We start from the raw sequence: 16,779 nt of genomic DNA, 5'->3' as shown, positions 1-16,779 counted from the left end.
AAATGAGCGAAAGCAGGATCGGGCCAGAATAAAAAATGGCTACGATTGCTCGTAACCATTTTTCAGCCTGCATTTTACTGCAAGTTGCGCCCAACGTTCATATTCGCCGCCGATACGCCACGGCTCCGACGCCTATTTCTTGACTTGACGGCGCCGGCGCAGCCACACAAACAGCGCGATCAGCAGCAAGATGCCCACGATGCCACCCGGTAGCATGAACGGTTGCACGCGTGCCAGCAGCGGTTTTTCGCCGCCGCTGCGCGCCTGCGCCACATACGCGGGCGTGACGGACACATCCGGGTTGCCATACTGTTTCAGCACGTAGTTGGCGATCGAAGCGATCTGCTCGTCCGTCAACGGTTGCACGTAGGAACGCTGGTCGAAACGGGGCATGAACGCTTCGTGCTCTTCCCCTTCGATCTTGCGCTCGACGCCAAACAGGATGGCCGAAACCAGGTTGGCCGGCGTGGCGCCGCCCGTCGCCGTGTTGTTGAACAGGGCCGGATAGCTTTGCCCCGTGCTGCCGGCGCCGCTGGCCGAATGGCAGCTGGCGCAATAGCCGGAAAACAGCACGGCACCGCTGTTGAGCGAGTGGTGCTCGGTGGAACTGGCCATGCCGCGCAGCAGCGGTTCTTCGCTGGCCGCGCTGCCATGGCTGAACGCAGCCTTGGTCTGCCCCGGCGCGCGCACGGCGGGCACCGTGCGCAAGTACGCGACGATGGCGGCCACGTCATCGTCGCGCAAGAATTGCAGGCTGTTCTGGATGGCTTCGGCCATGCCGCCCGCCGCCTGCCCCTTGCCTTCCACGTGACCTGTTTTGAGGTAGGCGGCGATTTCCGCATCTGTCCAGGCGCCGATGCCGCTGACCTTGTCAGAGGTGATATTCGGCGCATGCCAGGAACCAAGCGACGCGCCCGCCAGGGTCTGGCTACCGATTTCCGCCATCAGCGCGTTGCGCGGCGTATGGCAAGCGCTGCAGTGCGCCAGGCCTTCGGCCAGATAGGCGCCGCGGTTGATCTGCGCGCTCTTCGCCGGATCGGGCACGAAGCGTTTATTGTCGAGGAACAAGGTGTTCCAGCCCAGCATGGACAGGCGCACGTTGAACGGGAATGGCAGGGCCGTCTGGCGCGCCGGTTCATCGACGGGCTGAACGGCCTGCATGAAGTAGTAATACAGGTCGCCCACGTCCGCATCCGTCAGCATCGCATAGCTGGTGTAGGGCATGGCCGGGTACAGATGACTGCCATCGGCACGCACGCCCGCACGCAAGGCGCGCGCAAAGTCGCTTTCCGTGTAATGGCCGATACCGCCTTTTTTCGATGGCGTGATATTCGTCGCATAAATCGTGCCCAGCGGCGAATCGATGGCATAGCCACCCGCATACGGCTTGCCGCCCGCTGCCGTATGGCAAGCCATGCAGTCGGCCGCGATGGCCAGATAGCGGCCCCGCTCCAGCCGTGCATCGGGCTTGGCGGCTGCACTTGCGGCCGGCGCGGCCGGACGGTCCGGCGTCAGGGTGACGGGCGGCGCCGGTGGCACAGGTGGTAAAGCACGCGCGGCCAGCGGCAAGCCGGCCGCCAGGGTCAGGCCCAGCAAGAAACGGCGCATCATGCTGCCTCCCTTGCCAGGGTGCGGGCGATGTCGTCGGCCGCGCGCAAGCCGAGCGCAGCCATGCTCAGGGTCGTGTTGACGACGCTGGCCGACGGCATGGCGCCGCCGCCCGGCAACCACAAATTGGCATGGTCGTGAGCGCGGCAATTGCCGTCGACGACGGAGTCAAGACGGTTCGAACCCATGATGACGCCGCCCATGATGTGGTTGTTCGCGTTCAGGCTGTCGGTGATATGGAATTCCACGGCGCCGAACAGCTTGCCGATGTGCTCGAGCTGCGCATGCGCGGCCTTCGCGCCATCGCGCACGTAGTCGCCCACGTCATAATAAATGTCGGGACAGGCCAGGCCCAGCGGGTCCTTGCGCGTCTTGCTCAAGGTCAAGCGGTTGTGCGCCTCGGGCAGCGGTTCCAGGCTGATCGACAGGTCCACGCCAAACGCGGCGCGGCGGCGGATTTCATCGTCGAGGTGCTTGCCCACCAGGCCCAGCTTCAACGATTGCTGGGTGGCAGGTCCGACCCTGGTGATGTTGTTCAGTATCATCTTATTGGCCGAATACTGCGCGCGGAAGGCGCCGTCGCGCGGCCCCACCAGGCAGCTGCTCTGCGCCGGGCCACGGCCCGTCCAGATCGGTTCATTGGCGAGGAAGGTGCAGTGGAAACCCGAATGGTCCATCATGTTGCGGCCGACCTGGTCGGAACTGTTGGCGATGCCGTTCGGATTGTTCTGGTTCGCCGCCAGCAGCAGCAAACGCGGCGTTTCGATGCCGTTGCAGGCAATGACGAAGGCCTTGCCCGTCGCCATGTGCGACTGTTTCTTGGCGTCATACCAATGCACGGCCGTCACGCGGTTGTTCTGGTCCGTGTCGATGCGGTAGACGACGGCCTCGGCCAGCACGCCCGCGCCTTTCAGCTCGGCCCGCTCCACGTGGTGGATGCCGTTGTACATGGCGCCAATGGGGCAGATCGGCTGGCAATTGTTATTGCCGCAGCAGGTCGGACGACCTTGCCATGGGCGCGTCGAGCGCCCTTGCGGAATCGGCACGGAGCGGTAGCCGTGCGGGTTGACCACTTCGGCGAAGCGCTTGTCGCCATAGCCCCAGGGCACCATGTCCATCGGATACGGTTTGCTGCGCTCGCTGGGCGACTGCTGCGCCGGATCGTTGGGGCCGGCCACGCCCATTTCCTGCTCGGCGCGGCAATAGTAGGGTTCCAGCTCATCGTAGGAAATGGCCCAGTCGCGCCCTACCCCGTAATCGCTTTTCATGCGCATGTCGGTCGGCAAGTGGCGCCAGCACGACGCGGCCCAGTGCCAGGTGGTGCCGCCTACCGTGCGCAGATAGCCTTGCTGGAAACTGCTGCCGCTGGGGCCGGACAATTCCACATAATTATTTTTTGGGAAATACAGGGGCGCGGGCGCATTGTCCGCCTGCGGATACAAGCCCTGGAAGTCGGAACCGACGCGGTTCTCGAACGGCATGTTGCGCCAGTTTTCCACGGCTTGCCCCCGCTCGATGCGCAGGCCCGCTTCCAGCATGATCACGGAGTGGCCTTGGGCGGCCAGCTGATCGGCCATCATGGCGCCCACGACACCGGTCCCGACGATGACGACATCGGCGACGACGTCGCCATTACTCTTGAATTGCGGTGATTTCATTTTGCTTGCTTGCCTTTCGGTTCGGGAGTGCCGGTGGTGGCCGGGGCCGGTACGGGTTTTGGCGCCACGGGCGCGGAGACGCGCACGGCCGGCGGCGCCTTCAGCCACCACAGGGGGCCATAGTTGCAATAGGTGGGCACAACCTGGCCATCGGCCACCGTGCGGTACATCAACGCTTCCGCATACGCGACGACGATGGACTTCGTGCCCTGCGCCGCGTTGCCGGCGACGGTGCCCGTGTACCAGGCGGCGACGATGGCCAGCGCCAGCTCGCGCAGGCCGGCGTCCGCGGCGGTGGCGGCCGCCAGCAGCGCCGTGGCTTCCTGGCCCGTGACGAGCAGCGCACCCAGCCGTGGCAAATGATCGGCAAAGCCAGGCACGTTGCTGCGCATGGCTTGCTCGATGCGCGCCGCCGTCGCGGCGGACAAATCGCGGTGGCCCGTGATGGTTTGCGACAAGGTGTAGAACAGCATGGTGGCCGGCGCCAGGCCCGTCGCCGCAGCGCTGGCCGGCGCCGGCATGGCGGCGGACAGGGGATTGCTCCAGAAACCGGCCTGCGCCAGCAAGGCGGCCAGGCCGATCAGGGCGTGGCGGCGGCTGATGCGGGGAAGGGATGAATCGGATGTTGCAGATGGTTCGCTGCCTGGATGGTTCATGAGACTCCCGCAAGACTTGTTGTTTTGTTGACTTGGATGATTGCGTTACATTGCATTTACGCATATGGAACCGGTTCCACCATTATCCTACAGAAATAAATTGTTTGCCAATGGAGCATTCGGACTGGGACTTGATCTTTGATTGTTGCCTTGATTCTGCATGGAACCCGGCGTTCCACGCAGGCGTCATGGCGCGGGATAAAGACAGAATGCCTGCGGCTTCCTGGAAATGATTGCAAGGACGCGGAAAACTTGGCAGCATGGCAAACAAATAGACGCCTGTTTATTTGCAACTATCCTTCACCATCCGCACAACCTACCGGAGCACCGATGCACGCCTTGCCGCTTTTCCACCCCTTCCGGGCAAGGTCAATTTCCATGAATCCAAGTTTCTGACAAGGAGGCATATCGACGAGGCCATGCGATATATAGCTGTTCAACTGCGGCGTGCAATGCGGCGCCCTTGCAAGCAACCTGAAACTGACCCTCACATCATGATAAAAAAAATGACATTGGCAGTGTTACTCACCGCCCTGATTCCCTTCTACGCATGCCAGGCGCAAGCCATGACAGAAGCGAAACCCGTTTCCGCCGAAGTCACCACCACCCTGACACCCGACATCGGTGGCATCAAGCAAGTGGTGGAAATCAAGACGGACGACGCGAACAAACCCGTCCTGCTGTTTTTATCGGGCGGCCCGGGAAGCTCGATGATCAAGGGGGCGGATGCCTTTAGCAATGTGTTGAAAAGCAGATTTACGATTGTGCAATGGGATCAGCGGGACGCGGGCAAAACCTTGAAACTGAATCCGTCGCCCACGCAGCCATCCGTGGAACAGATGGAGCAGGACACGTATCAAGTCATCCAATTCCTGCGCAAAGAATTAAAACAGGAAAAAATATACTTGCTGGGCAGTTCCTGGGGCAACGTCCTGGGCTTTTACATCGTCAAGCATCATCCGGAATTGCTGCATGCCTATTTCGCTTCCAATCCTGTCGTGAGCCAGCTGGAAAGCGAGAAAGAATTGCTGCAAGCCTTGAAAATCCACTTCAAGGACAATGCCCTCGCCAGCCAGGAACTGGGCAGCATCAGTTTCCCGTTTACCAGTGACGAAAGCATGTTTTATTTGAGGAAATGGCTTTTTTACAAGGATGGCAAGGAATTTGCAACGAGTGCGGGTTTCAAGACGGGCTTTCTGCAATGGTCAAAGACCTGGTCGCCAGTCTGGAACGAGGTCATGAACATTGATTTGCCCAGGACCTTGAAGAGCGTTGACTGCCCCGTGTATTTCTTCGTCGGCAAAAACGATATCCAGACCTCGACCAGGATCACGCAAGCATATTTCGAGGCGTTGAAGGCGCCAAAGAAGGGGCTGTTTTTCTTTGACCATTCCGGGCATCAGATACACCAGGATGAACCGGCAAAGTTTCAAGAAGCCATCATCCAGACATTGGATGCGGCTGCCAAGTCCTGATGCAACGCCCCGTAGCCTGGCCTAGTCGTCGGCAATGCTCGCAGCGGCCTTGCGGATCAACGACGCCACGGCATGGGCTTGCGAAATGTAAATGGCATGGCTGCCGGCGACTTCAACCACCTTCGAGCCCGCTCGTTGGGCCATCTCGCGCTGCATCGCCGGTGCAATCATCTTGTCAGCGGTCGCGACCAGGTACCAGTTGGGCTTGCTCCTCCAGGCTGGCGCGCTGACCACTCCGGTCAAGGCATCCATTCCCCAGGGCACTTGCGATGCCGCCATGAAGTCGGCCTTGTCCCTGGGCACATCGGCAGCGAAGGCGGCCGCAAACTTTTTCTGGTCGAGCAACAGGAAACCATCGCGTGGCGGCAAGATCGGCGGCACCGGCGCGCCAGGCGGGGCATGCTTCAGCAAGGAATCGACAGACTCGCCCTGGTCCGGCACGAAGGCCGCGATGTAAACCAATGCCTTGACCCTGGGGTCGTTCCCCGCTTGCGTGACCACGGCGCCACCATACGAATGACCGACCAGGACCACGGGACCCGGCACTGCGGCGATGACCCGCCGGGTCGCGGCCACGTCGTCCGCCAGCGATAGCGTCGGGTTTTGCACAATGGCAACATGACAGCCATCGTCACGCAGCACCCGGTAGACCCCTTCCCAGCCAGATCCGTCGACAAAACCGCCATGCACGAGCACGATCGTTGCCGACCCAACACTTGTAGTTTCATCCACGTCAGCCTCCCCAGGAAGTTGAAGGCGATGACAGACCCGCCAACGCCTTGTCCCCTTTAGTCTATCGCCGGATGCCTGGCCCTCCGTGCGGCGGATCAAGGGCAGATGACACGGGCGCCTCATGGGACCCCGAAACGCAAAAAGCCCAACCGTTCAAGGCTGGGCTTTCTGCTGCTACATGTTCTGGCTCCCCGACCTGGACTCGAACCAGGGACCTGCGGATTAACAGTCCGTCGCTCTACCAACTGAGCTATCAGGGAAAAGAGGCCGCATTTTATAGGGTAAATTTTACGATGTCCAGATTTCCCTCCGAAAAATGTGCATTTTCCCGACGTCACCCTGCCCGGTTGCGGTCAGCCGGGATGCTCTTGCGGATAGTAGTCAAAGACCAGCACGCGACCCAGCCATGGCTTGAGCTGCTCGACAAAGGCCAGGTGGGCCGGATGGGTCAGATACACGTCGCGCGCAGCGGCATCGTCGAAGGTCAGGGTAAAGCAATCGGTAAAGCCATCATCGAGGCCTTCCGGGCTGACGTTCGGCCCCCATTCAAATTGCCGCACGCCAGGAATGCGGTGTTTCAGTTGGGAAAACTCATAGACGAGCTCGGCATGTTTGGCGGACGTGACGCCATCGAGAAAGTCGCACAGGACGATGTGGCGCAAGGCGGAGGTACAAGTCATGGGAAGGGGCTCCTGAAGTGATGCATTCAGGATAGCGCAAAACGCGATCACGCACCGGCCAGCCCTGCTGACGGCGCCGGAAAACAAAAAAGGCCATGTTTTTCAACATGGCCTTCCGAATTCTGGCTCCCCGACCTGGACTCGAACCAGGGACCTGCGGATTAACAGTCCGTCGCTCTACCAACTGAGCTATCAGGGAAAAGAGGCCGTATTATATAGGCCAAACCTGGCGCTGTCCAGATTTCCATAGGGGAAATCTTATCTTGCCCCAAGTCACGCGCTGGTGCCGCAAAAACAAAAAAGGCCACGTTTTTCAACGTGGCCTTTCGAATTCTGGCTCCCCGACCTGGACTCGAACCAGGGACCTGCGGATTAACAGTCCGTCGCTCTACCAACTGAGCTATCAGGGAAAAGAGGAAATATTATATGTCGGTTGTTTCGTATTTGCAAGACTCATACTGCATCTCGACAAACACGGCCATCGCCGACTTTCCACTGCCATCAGCGCCACACTTGCATGCAGCGCCGAAGAAGCAAGATCTTAAAGCACTTTGGCGATCGCGTCAATGACGATGTCGATATTGCGCGAATTCAACGCTGCCACGCAGATACGGCCCGTGTCGACGGCGTAGATCGATTGCTCGCGCAAGGTCGCCACCTGCTCCTTGGTCAGACCCGAGTACGAGAACATGCCGATTTGCTGGCGCACGAATTCAAAGTCGTGGCCCGGCGCCTTGACCTTCAGTTTTTCCACGAAGGCATTGCGCATTTCACGGATGCGCACGCGCATGCCGGCCAGTTCCTCTTCCCACAGCTGGCGCAGTTCCGGCGTGGCCAGGACGGTGGCGACCACCTTGCCGCCGTGTACTGGCGGGTTCGAGTAGTTGGTGCGCACGACGCGTTTCAATTGCGACAGCAAACGGGCCGCCTCATCGGCGCTGGCGGCGACGACGCTCAGGGCGCCCACGCGCTCACCGTACAGCGAGAACGATTTCGAGAACGAGTTCGACACCAGCAGCGGGCCGCCCGCGTCGGCAAAGCGGCGCACCACGGCGCCGTCTTCGGCGATGCCGTTGGCGAAACCTTGATAGGCCATGTCCAGGAACGGCACCAGGCCGCGCGACGTGACCACGCTGATGATCTGATCCCACTGGGCCACGCTCAGGTCGGCGCCGGTCGGGTTGTGGCAGCAGGCGTGCAGCACGACGATGGAGCCCGCTGGCATGGCGTTCAGGCTGGCCAGCATGCCGTCGAAGTTCACGCCATGGGTGGCGGCATCGTAGTACGTGTAGTTATTCACGACGAAACCGGCGCTTTCGAACAGCGCGCGGTGGTTTTCCCAGCTCGGGTCGCTGATGTAGACTTGCGCACCCGGCGCGAAGCGCTGCAGGAAGTCGGCACCGATCTTCAGTGCGCCCGTGCCGCCGATGGCTTGCACGGTCACGGCACGGCGCTCTTGAATAACGGCGCTATCGGCGCCAAATACGAGTTCTTGCACCGCCTTGTCGTAGGCAGCCAGGCCTTCGATCGGCAGATAGGTGCGTGGGGCGGCCTGCTCGATCAGGATGGCTTCCGCCTTGCGTACGCAAGCTAACAGAGGCACCTTGCCGTTGTCGTCATAATAGACGCCAACGCCCAGATTGATTTTGGCGGGATTCTGGTCCGCGTTAAATGCTTCGGTGATGCCCAGGATCGGGTCGCGTGGGGCCATCTCGATGGCGCTAAACAGACTGGCAGAAACAGTTGGGTTCGTCATGATAAGATTGGATTCGATTGGAAGCAGGTTCACAGCGGAGTTGTAGACAGCGCCCCGAATACAACGCCAGGGCCGCCAGCAGAGCACTATTCTAACAAAGGTCTGATTCACATGCCCGAATTATCTACCGCCAGCGAGGCGGAAAGCGCAATTATCTCTTTCCCGGACTCCCCTTTCAAACTGCACCAGCCCTTCTCTCCGGCCGGCGATCAGCCGGCGGCGATCGCCCAGTTATCCGAAGGCATTGCCGATGGCCTGGCCTTCCAGACCCTGCTGGGCGTGACCGGTTCCGGCAAGACCTACACCATGGCCAACGTCATCGCGCGCATGGGCCGGCCCGCCATCGTCTTCGCGCCGAACAAGACGCTGGCGGCGCAGCTGTACAGCGAGTTCCGCGACTTTTTCCCGCAAAATGCGGTCGAATACTTCGTCAGCTACTACGATTACTACCAGCCCGAAGCCTACGTGCCGCAGCGCGACCTGTTCATCGAAAAGGACTCGTCGATCAACGAGCATATCGAACAGATGCGCCTGTCGTGCACCAAGTCGCTGATGGAGCGGCGCGACGTCATCATCGTCGCCACCGTCTCGGCCATCTACGGTATCGGTAACCCCAACGAATACCACCAAATGATTCTGACGTTGCGCGTAAAAGACAGGGTCAGTCAGCGCGACGTCATCGCGCGCCTGATCCAGATGCAGTACACGCGCAACGAGGTCGACTTCGGCCGCGGCACCTTCCGCGTGCGCGGCGATACCATCGACATCTTCCCCGCCGAGCATGCGGAACTGGCCGTGCGCCTGGAAATGTTCGACGACGAGATCGAGTCGATCCAGCTGTTCGACCCGCTGACGGGCCGCGTGCGGCAAAAAATCCCCCGCTTCACCGTGTACCCGGGTTCGCACTATGTGACGCCGCGCTCCACCGTGCTGCGCGCCGTGGAAACCATCAAGGACGAGCTGCGCGAGCGCCTCGAGTTCTTCCGCAAGGAGAATAAGCTGATCGAGGAACAGCGGCTGGAACAGCGCACGCGCTTCGACCTGGAAATGATGGCCGAAATCGGTTTCACCAAGGGCATCGAGAACTACTCGCGCCACCTGTCCGGCGCGCTGCCGGGCGAACCGCCGCCGACGCTGGTCGACTATCTGCCGGCCGACGCGCTGATGTTCCTCGACGAGTCGCACGTGCTGACGGGCCAGCTGAGCGCCATGTACAACGGCGACCGCTCGCGCAAAACCAACCTGGTCGACTACGGCTTCCGCCTGCCGTCGGCGCTGGACAACCGGCCCTTGAAATTCGAGGAATTCGAACAGAAGATGCGCCAGACGGTGTTCGTCTCGGCCACCCCGGGCGACTACGAAAAAAACCATTCCGACCAGGTGGTCGAACAGGTGGTCCGCCCCACAGGCCTGGTCGACCCGCAGATCATCGTGCGCCCCGCCAGCACGCAGGTGGACGACCTGATGTCGGAAATCGTCGAGCGCATCAAGAAGGACGAGCGCGTGCTGGTGACCACGCTCACCAAGCGCATGTCGGAGCAATTGACGGAATACCTGGGCGACCACGGCATCAAGGTACGCTACCTGCACAGCGATATCGAGACGGTGGAGCGCGTGGAAATCCTGCGCGACCTGCGCCTGGGCACCTTCGACGTGCTGGTGGGGATCAACCTGCTGCGCGAGGGCCTGGACTTGCCGGAAGTGTCGCTGGTCGCCATCCTCGACGCGGACAAGGAAGGCTTCTTGCGCTCCGAGCGCAGCCTGATCCAGACCATCGGCCGCGCCGCGCGTAACCTGAACGGCACGGCGATCTTGTACGGCGACCGCATCACGGATTCCATGCGCCGCGCCATCGACGAGACGGAACGCCGCCGCGCCAAGCAGATCGCCTTCAATACGGCCAACAACATCATCCCGATCGGCGTGAAAAAATCGATCCGCGAAATGATCGACGGCGTCTACAGCCCGCAGGAAGCGCGCGAAACCTTGCAAGTGGCGCAAGAAGCGGCGAAGTTCGAAGCCATGAGCGAAAAGCAGGTCAGCAAGGAAATCAAGCGCCTGGAAAAACTCATGCTCGACCACGCAAAAAACCTGGAGTTCGAAAAGGCGGCGCAAGTGCGCGACCAGCTGCACATCCTCAAGCAGCAGCTGTTCGGCGCGCCGGGTACGGACAATGTGGCGTCGATGCTGGGAAAATGAATACCACACCATGCGTAGGTCGGATCAGGCCCTGCGGGCCGTAATCCGACAACATTGTTGGCGCTGGTGGTGGTGTCGGATTACGCGGCCTTGCCGCTAATCCGACCTACTTGAAAAGCCGCTCGGCACGAAGTCCTGAACTGTGGCTTGACCGTACCAGCGAGTACAGGATTGCTGCCCATGGGTTTGCCCTACTCCGGCAGCGAGTAATCGATGTCATAGAAATGCTGGCCGTTTTCAATGCGGATGGCCAGCGTGCCGCTGATGCCCGCCAGTTGCCCCGTGCCGGAATGCGGCACGATGACGATGCTCAGCTGCTGCCTGCCGTCGGCCATGGTGCCCGCATGCTGCGCGACGAAGCTGCCTTGCCTGCCTTGCAGGATGCCCGTGATGGCTTCCATGGCGACATAGCCGGCCGCGCCTTGGGTGTCCGTCACGGCATTGAGCATTTCGCCCTTGGCCGTGGCGACCAGGTCGCCCGCATACACCTTCTCAAGCAGCACCCTGCCCAAGGTCGTGCGCCCCGCGCGCTGCGACGCCGTGGCCGGCGTCATGCTGATGCTAAAACTTCCCGTAGCGTGCGCGTGCATGCGATGATCTCCCTCTGCAGACGAGGCGGCGCCGGCTGGCGCCACCGATAGACAACATGCGGCCAGCATCAGGCCCGACAAACTGTGTGATTTCATGATTCCCTTCCGATCAATGCGAGAGGGCCAGATTAAGGCCGCGCAGGAGATAAATATTGGATAAAACCGACAGCACGATGAATCTGCTCGCCGCGCGCGGCCAGGCGCCAAAAGGCATCGTCGACCCGCAGGCGGCGGCACGCCGCATACGCCTGGCAACCTATCCACCGGCTGCCGCGCTGGCGCCGTTTGTCGACTACTTCTGGGTGGTCGAATGGGACCGGCGGGGCCGCGCACCGGAGACGCAGCGCGTGCTGCCCTACCCGAATGCCCACCTGGTATTCGACCTTGGGCGCAGCGCCATCCATGGCGTGGTGCGCGGCGCCTTTGACAGGCCGTTGACCGGTGCCGGCAAAGTATTGGGCGTGCGTTTCGCGCCAGGCGGCCTGCGCCCGTTCATCACGCAGCCACTGTCGACCTTCACCGACACGACCATCGCCGCTGATGCGCTGCTGGGCATGCCGGCAGCACAGGCCGAGGCGCGGATATTAGGCGAGTCCGACGATCTGGCCATGGTGGCGCAGGCACAGGCACTGCTGCTGGCAAGACTGCCGCAGGTCGATGACGCCGCCCTGCTGGCCGCCAGGCTGACCGCGGCGGCGGCGGCCCACAACGGTCCGGCGAGCGTGGCGCAGCTGTGCGAAACCATGGCCATTGGCGAACGCCGGCTGCAGCGCCTGTTCGCCAACTACGTGGGCGTGCCGCCGAAATGGGTGATCCAGCGCTACCGCCTGCAGGAGGCGATCTGGCGCCTGGCACAGCCCGATGCGCCCGACCTGGCCAGCCTGGCGCATGCACTGGGCTTTTTTGACCAGGCCCATTTCAGCCGCAGTTTTACGGAACTGGTAGGCAGCACGCCGCTCGACTATCGCCGCTCGCAGCTGGCGACAGTCGCCTATGGCCAGACTGGCCGTCGCATGTGAAACAGGCTGTCCGGTCCGATCTCGAAATAATCGGCCGGACCACCGCCGCGTAATATCGGCGCGGCGGCGGCCGTGTCGTACACGCCATCGGTCAACAGGTGGCGCGCGATGTGCACGCCCACCACTTCCCCCAGCACCAGCCAGCTGCCGACACCCTCCCCATTCAATCCTTGCAGCTCGATGATCTGCGTGCGCCGGCATTCGAAGGACACGGGACTCTCGGCCACGCGGGGCACCTTGACGATGCGCGAGGCGGCCGGCGTCAGGCCGGCCAGCGCAAATTCGTCGACCTCGGGCGGCGCCGGCGCGCAGCTGGCATTCATCGCCGCGGCCAGCGGACGCGTCGCCAGGTTCCACACGAATTCACCCGTCTGCTCGATATTGCGCAAGGTATCCTTGCGGCCGATGCTGGAAAAACCGATCAGCGGCGGCGTGTAATTGAACGCATTGAAAAAACTGTACGGTGCCAGATTGAGCACGCCTGCGCTGCTGCGCGTGGCGATCCAGCCGATAGGACGCGGCCCCACGATGGCATTGAAGGGATCGTGCGGCAGGCCATGGCCCTGCGCAGGTTCATAAAAGTGAATAGGGTCAAGCACGCGCGTTCCTGAAGTCAAAAGAAATCAACGGCGCCCGGGATGGAGCGCCTGAAACGACAGCTTACTGGAATTGCCGCCACCGCGTTGCCGGCCCGCCGGCGCCGGGTGCGCTCGCGCACAAACTACCAAGGCCACAATTGTATGGCGCGCCGCAGCACGCCTCGCTTATGATGGGGCAACTCAACCTTGCTCATTGCGCTACCGCCCATGCCTACCCTCACGCTGCACCAGAAAGTGTTCTTGCTCCTCTTGAGCATCGTCACCATCGGCTTCGGCACGATACTGGCGCCATATGCGGGCGCCATCTTCTGGGGTGTCGTCCTGGCGATCCTGTTCGCGCCCGTGTACCGCTGGCTGCTGCGGAAAACCAGGGGCCGCGCCGGCCTGGCGTCGCTGCTGACCTTGCTGCTCATCGTCGTCATCGTGATCCTGCCGCTGTCGCTCATTTCCGTGTCGCTGGTAAACCAGGCGGCCAGCGTCGTGGAGATGGTACGTTCGGGTGAAATCACGGTCGCCATGTTCTTCAATAAAATCATGGCCGTGCTGCCGCAATGGCTGATCAATTTGCTCGAGCGCTTCAACCTGACCAGCCTGGCCAGCCTGCAGGACAAGCTGGCCGAGGGCGCCACGCAGGTGAGCCAGGTGGTGGCCGTCAAAGCCATCAATGTGGGCCTGTACACCTTCGAATTTCTCACCAGCCTGTGCATCATGCTGTACCTGCTGTTTTTCCTCATGCGCGATGGCTCCACGCTGTCGGCCCGCATCAAGGGCGCCGTGCCGCTGAGCCGCAAGTACAAGCAGCGCCTGTTCACCAATTTCACCACGGTGATCCGCGCCACGGTGAAAGGCAACATCCTCGTGGCGATCGCCCAGGGCGCCCTCGGCGGCCTGGCGTTCTGGTTCCTCGACGTGCCGGCCCCGCTGCTGTGGGCAGTGCTGATGGCCTTCCTGTCGCTGCTGCCGGCCGTCGGCGCCGCCCTCGTCTGGGCCCCCGTGGCCGTCTACTTCCTGGCCACGGGCGCCATCTGGCAAGGCGCCGGCCTGGCCGCCTTCGGCGTCTTCGTCATCGGCCTGGTCGACAACGTGCTGCGCCCCATCCTGGTGGGCAAGGACACCAAGATGCCCGACTACATGGTGCTGCTGTCGACCGTTGGCGGCATGGCCCTGTTTGGTCTGAACGGCTTCGTCATCGGCCCCGTGGTGGCGGCCCTGTTCATCGCTTCGTGGGATCTGTTCGTCTCGGCCAGCGAATTCCAGGCCGAGGACTGAGGCGTGGCGACCTGACCAAGCGGGAAACAGATGCGCATCGACCTTGCACTACAGGAGCATGATTTTTCTCTCGGCCAGCGTCCCCATGGCCGGTACATCGCCGCGATTATCCTGCTGCACCTGGCGTTGTTCTGGGCGGCCACACGGCCAGTCCACACCAGAATCGAGCACGATGACCGGGTCTGGCTACAGCTGATGCCGCCACTGCCGCCCATGCCAAGGTTCAATCCACCCGCCAAGCCCGATCCGGCGCCGGCACGTCCGCCAGCCGTTCCATCGAGCGTGGCAAGCGTGTCGCCACCGAAGGAGGCGACGGCACCGCTGCAGGACCCGCCGCAAGACGATGCCCTGCCGGCAGAACCGGTGCCTGCCGCACCCAAGGCCGCCCCCCTCCCCCTGGCGCAACAGGCGCTGCAGGCAGTCGGCGCCATCGACCGCCAGTTGCGCAGCGAGCATCCGCAGGAGTTCGTGGCGCCGCCCGAGACGGCGCACACGCGCCTGGCGAAAGGCTTTGCGGAAGCGCATGCGGCGGTCAAGCCGAAGTGGTTCGAAGCGGCGCGTATCGAACTGTGGAGCGCACCAAACGATCCCAAGCGCATCTACCGCGTCATCACGGCGACCGGTGAATACTGCATCTATTTGCCGGACAAAGGCAACATGACGCTGAACCTCAGCGCGCGATCCGGCTACGCCGGTTTTGGCGAAGGGACCGCGGCGCCTTGTCCCATCCGGTTTTAATCGCGGTCGATAGCGGGCACGACGCCGTTTCAGCCAAACACGGGCCGGAAAAAACTGCGCTCATAGCTGACGATGCAGCGCGTTTCTTCGGCGTAGAGGAAGGCCGCCTGGCACTCGGCGTCCTGCATGGAGTCGCTGCGGTACTGCTCGTACAGGGCCAGGCTGGGGAATGAAAACATGGCCAGCGCGACGTTGCTGGCGCCTTCCGACGGCAAAAAGTAGCCGTGGTGCTGGCCGCCGAAGCGTTCGACCAGCGGTATCCACAGCTTGCCGTAGGCTTCGAATTCCGTCAGTTTGTACGGGTCGATGATGTAGCGCAAATAACAGGTGATCATGCGGTTTCCTTGTGAACGTTCAACTCCATCAGCATGCCAGATTCCCAGGAGCCGATGGCGGACAATGGCGAGCCAGGCAAAAAATCGAGCGCGCAGGGATAAATAAAATCTTCCTGCGCCAGGACGTTTAACCCCGGCCAACCGTAAAACAGCAGCTTGCCCTTGCCGATGCGTCCCAGCGCGCTGCCGTCGGGCAGCCAGCGCAAGCCGTTGCCCGTGCCGCCGCCCGCCTCCACGGGCACCTTGGCCAGACAACTGCCGTCGGCCAGCGCGTACATGGACAGATACTGCGCGCCGCCGGCGTGGTGCAGCACGGCCAGAGATTCCCCATCTGGCGACGGCGCACACGCCATCATGCCCGGCAGCGACAGCACCACCGTCCCTCCTCCCGCCTGCAAGGGCCAGTCCCACACACTGCAGTAATCGGGCGGCTGTACCTGCCCCTCGTCCACCGATTTGACGCCGTGCTGGAGCAGCAAACGCCGCCCGCCATCAATGGCGCAGACAGCCCGCAGCATCTCGCCCGGATGCTCCTGCGTGAAGAGCACCTCGCCCGTCTGCGCGTCGCGCATCCGCAGACGACCATCCCAGCCGCCGTCGGCCAGATACCGGCCGCACGGCGACCATGCGGGACCGCAGCCTTCGCCATCCTTCTTGTTCTGGAAGTTCAGCAGCAACTGGCCCGCCTGCGCATCCACCACGGCCAGCTGGCCCGTCGTGCTCTTGATGGCCAGCCGGCCGCCATCGGGCGAAAAGGCCATGCCCGACATGTGCGCGATGAATTTGCCGCGCCACAGCTTCTGCCTTGCCGCCACGTCCCACAGGACCAGGTCGCGGCCCAGCACGGCCAGGCGCGTGCCATCGGGTGAAAAGCGCACGCCGTAGCTGCAGCCCAGCTTCAGAGGCTTGCGCGCTGCCGTCATGGGCGCGCCAGGCGGTACACCACGCTGTCGAGGTCGTAGTGGCGTTCCATGCCCACGTATTGCATGCCCAGGCGCGTCATGACCTTGATCGAGGCGGCATTGTCCGGGTGCGCCACGGCCACCACTTCGGGCGCGCCGACGACGTCGAAGGCATGCGCGACGATGGCTTGCGCCGCTTCGCTGGCATAGCCCTGGCCCCAGCTGGTCCGCGCCAGGCGCCAGCCTATTTCAAGGGGATTGGCCCTGTCGCCGGAGAGGTGCTGCAGGCACGCCATGCCCACCAGCGCGCCGTCGTCGAGGCGGATCATCGCCCACCACGAATAGCCCCACTCGGCCCAGCGCCCCATGGTGCGCGTGATGGCAGCGCGCGTCACCTCTTCCGACTCGGGCTGGCCCGCGTTCAGATAGGTCATCACCTCGGGATCGGTGTTGAGCGTGCGCATGCGCTCGTAGTGGTCTTCCGTGATCGGCTCCAGGCGCAGGCGCGCCGTTGTCAGTATGGTCATGGCATTTCCTTGGACGAAAAAAAAGACGATACACGA

The 16,779-nt window shown here is 62.3% G+C and carries 16 protein-coding genes and 3 tRNA genes; 5 read left to right on the top strand and 14 right to left on the bottom strand.

Annotated elements, in window-relative coordinates; all coding sequences use genetic code 11:
* Positions 1–132 precede the first annotated feature (132 nt).
* From KY494_RS26080 to KY494_RS26070, 3 genes are read right to left on the bottom strand one after another with little or no spacing between them, the layout of a single operon-like run.
* Complete coding sequence (locus tag KY494_RS26080) at positions 133–1,611, bottom strand: cytochrome c (RefSeq protein WP_258194474.1); 1,479 nt, start codon at positions 1,609–1,611, stop codon at positions 133–135.
* On the bottom strand, positions 1,608–3,266 hold the full coding sequence (locus tag KY494_RS26075; RefSeq protein ID WP_219888705.1) for a GMC family oxidoreductase: 1,659 nt from the start codon (positions 3,264–3,266) through the stop codon (positions 1,608–1,610). The genes KY494_RS26080 and KY494_RS26075 overlap by 4 nt, the downstream gene beginning before the upstream one ends.
* Entirely contained in the window at positions 3,263–3,922 is a 660-nt protein-coding gene (locus KY494_RS26070) for a sorbitol dehydrogenase family protein (protein WP_219888704.1), read from the bottom strand. Before KY494_RS26070 ends, KY494_RS26075 begins: the two co-directional genes overlap by 4 nt.
* A 287-nt stretch (positions 3,923–4,209) precedes the next feature.
* Here KY494_RS26070 and KY494_RS26065 point away from each other — a divergent pair, with 287 nt between their 5' ends.
* The gene (locus KY494_RS26065) at positions 4,210–5,397 is read left to right on the top strand and encodes an alpha/beta fold hydrolase (protein WP_258194473.1); all 1,188 of its coding nucleotides are present in this window, start codon (positions 4,210–4,212) and stop codon (positions 5,395–5,397) included.
* Positions 5,398–5,418: 21 nt separating this feature from the next.
* On the opposite strand, the gene KY494_RS26060 is transcribed toward KY494_RS26065, so the two are convergent.
* From KY494_RS26060 to KY494_RS26035, 6 genes are all read right to left on the bottom strand, one after another.
* Positions 5,419–6,129: an alpha/beta hydrolase gene (locus KY494_RS26060; RefSeq protein ID WP_258194472.1), complete on the bottom strand. Its 711-nt coding sequence runs from the start codon at positions 6,127–6,129 to the stop codon at positions 5,419–5,421.
* A gap of 184 nt (positions 6,130–6,313) precedes the next feature.
* A tRNA-Asn gene (locus KY494_RS26055) sits at positions 6,314–6,389 on the bottom strand.
* Positions 6,390–6,482: 93 nt separating this feature from the next.
* Positions 6,483–6,809: a Dabb family protein gene (locus tag KY494_RS26050; protein WP_219888702.1), complete on the bottom strand. Its 327-nt coding sequence runs from the start codon at positions 6,807–6,809 to the stop codon at positions 6,483–6,485.
* A gap of 123 nt (positions 6,810–6,932) precedes the next feature.
* Positions 6,933–7,008, bottom strand: a tRNA-Asn gene (locus KY494_RS26045).
* 135 nt (positions 7,009–7,143) lie between these two features.
* Positions 7,144–7,219: transfer RNA gene (locus KY494_RS26040), tRNA-Asn, on the bottom strand.
* A 131-nt stretch (positions 7,220–7,350) separates the two neighbouring features.
* A complete protein-coding gene (locus KY494_RS26035) occupies positions 7,351–8,565 on the bottom strand; it encodes an amino acid aminotransferase (protein WP_219888701.1) in 1,215 nt (404 codons plus the stop codon).
* Between the two features lie 111 nt (positions 8,566–8,676).
* Between KY494_RS26035 and uvrB the strand changes: the two genes are divergently transcribed.
* On the top strand, positions 8,677–10,764 hold the full coding sequence (gene uvrB, locus KY494_RS26030; RefSeq protein WP_257572014.1) for an excinuclease ABC subunit UvrB: 2,088 nt from the start codon (positions 8,677–8,679) through the stop codon (positions 10,762–10,764).
* Positions 10,765–10,955: 191 nt separating this feature from the next.
* Here the strand turns inward: uvrB and KY494_RS26025 are convergent, their stop codons facing one another.
* On the bottom strand, positions 10,956–11,450 hold the full coding sequence (locus KY494_RS26025; RefSeq protein ID WP_257572015.1) for a DUF3224 domain-containing protein: 495 nt from the start codon (positions 11,448–11,450) through the stop codon (positions 10,956–10,958).
* 56 nt (positions 11,451–11,506) lie between these two features.
* Between KY494_RS26025 and KY494_RS26020 the strand changes: the two genes are divergently transcribed.
* On the top strand, positions 11,507–12,373 hold the full coding sequence (locus KY494_RS26020; protein WP_258194471.1) for a helix-turn-helix domain-containing protein: 867 nt from the start codon (positions 11,507–11,509) through the stop codon (positions 12,371–12,373).
* On the opposite strand, the gene KY494_RS26015 is transcribed toward KY494_RS26020, so the two are convergent.
* Complete coding sequence (locus tag KY494_RS26015; protein ID WP_219133686.1) at positions 12,346–12,972, bottom strand: flavin reductase family protein; 627 nt, start codon at positions 12,970–12,972, stop codon at positions 12,346–12,348. The genes KY494_RS26020 and KY494_RS26015 overlap by 28 nt on opposite strands.
* A gap of 207 nt (positions 12,973–13,179) precedes the next feature.
* Between KY494_RS26015 and KY494_RS26010 the strand changes: the two genes are divergently transcribed.
* Positions 13,180–14,241 carry an AI-2E family transporter gene (locus KY494_RS26010; RefSeq protein ID WP_219888700.1) on the top strand — a complete coding sequence of 354 codons (1,062 nt, stop codon included), beginning with the start codon at positions 13,180–13,182 and terminating at the stop codon, positions 14,239–14,241.
* A 30-nt stretch (positions 14,242–14,271) separates the two neighbouring features.
* Positions 14,272–14,979: a hypothetical protein gene (locus KY494_RS26005; protein ID WP_219888699.1), complete on the top strand. Its 708-nt coding sequence runs from the start codon at positions 14,272–14,274 to the stop codon at positions 14,977–14,979.
* A gap of 29 nt (positions 14,980–15,008) precedes the next feature.
* Here the strand turns inward: KY494_RS26005 and KY494_RS26000 are convergent, their stop codons facing one another.
* The 3 genes from KY494_RS26000 to KY494_RS25990 are packed head-to-tail and all read right to left on the bottom strand — an operon-like array spanning position 15,009 to position 16,743.
* Positions 15,009–15,314, bottom strand: a complete 306-nt coding sequence (locus tag KY494_RS26000) for an NIPSNAP family protein (RefSeq protein WP_219133690.1) — start codon at positions 15,312–15,314, stop codon at positions 15,009–15,011.
* Positions 15,311–16,237 (bottom strand): WD40 repeat domain-containing protein, encoded by a 927-nt coding sequence (locus tag KY494_RS25995; protein ID WP_219888698.1) that lies wholly within the window; start codon positions 16,235–16,237, stop codon positions 15,311–15,313. The genes KY494_RS26000 and KY494_RS25995 overlap by 4 nt, the downstream gene beginning before the upstream one ends.
* The gene (locus KY494_RS25990; RefSeq protein WP_219888697.1) at positions 16,234–16,743 is read right to left on the bottom strand and encodes a GNAT family N-acetyltransferase; all 510 of its coding nucleotides are present in this window, start codon (positions 16,741–16,743) and stop codon (positions 16,234–16,236) included. Before KY494_RS25990 ends, KY494_RS25995 begins: the two co-directional genes overlap by 4 nt.
* Positions 16,744–16,779: the final 36 nt, after the last annotated feature.

It is taken from the genome of Janthinobacterium sp. PAMC25594 (assembly GCF_019443505.1).
GTDB lineage: Bacteria > Pseudomonadota > Gammaproteobacteria > Burkholderiales > Burkholderiaceae_D > Janthinobacterium.
The sequence above is the reverse complement of the archived record's forward strand: the minus strand, read 5'-3'. Positions and strand labels throughout refer to the sequence as shown.

Coding starts and splice junctions, on each gene's coding strand:
- KY494_RS26080 (WP_258194474.1), bottom strand. CDS start 1,611: ATGATGCGCCGTTTCTTGCTGGGCCTGACCCTGGCGGCCGGCTTGCCG.
- KY494_RS26075 (WP_219888705.1), bottom strand. CDS start 3,266: ATGAAATCACCGCAATTCAAGAGTAATGGCGACGTCGTCGCCGATGTC.
- KY494_RS26070 (WP_219888704.1), bottom strand. CDS start 3,922: ATGAACCATCCAGGCAGCGAACCATCTGCAACATCCGATTCATCCCTT.
- KY494_RS26050 (WP_219888702.1), bottom strand. CDS start 6,809: ATGACTTGTACCTCCGCCTTGCGCCACATCGTCCTGTGCGACTTTCTC.
- KY494_RS26035 (WP_219888701.1), bottom strand. CDS start 8,565: ATGACGAACCCAACTGTTTCTGCCAGTCTGTTTAGCGCCATCGAGATG.
- uvrB (WP_257572014.1), top strand. CDS start 8,677: ATGCCCGAATTATCTACCGCCAGCGAGGCGGAAAGCGCAATTATCTCT.
- KY494_RS26025 (WP_257572015.1), bottom strand. CDS start 11,450: ATGAAATCACACAGTTTGTCGGGCCTGATGCTGGCCGCATGTTGTCTA.
- KY494_RS26010 (WP_219888700.1), top strand. CDS start 13,180: ATGCCTACCCTCACGCTGCACCAGAAAGTGTTCTTGCTCCTCTTGAGC.
- KY494_RS26005 (WP_219888699.1), top strand. CDS start 14,272: ATGCGCATCGACCTTGCACTACAGGAGCATGATTTTTCTCTCGGCCAG.
- KY494_RS26000 (WP_219133690.1), bottom strand. CDS start 15,314: ATGATCACCTGTTATTTGCGCTACATCATCGACCCGTACAAACTGACG.
- KY494_RS25995 (WP_219888698.1), bottom strand. CDS start 16,237: ATGACGGCAGCGCGCAAGCCTCTGAAGCTGGGCTGCAGCTACGGCGTG.
- KY494_RS25990 (WP_219888697.1), bottom strand. CDS start 16,743: ATGACCATACTGACAACGGCGCGCCTGCGCCTGGAGCCGATCACGGAA.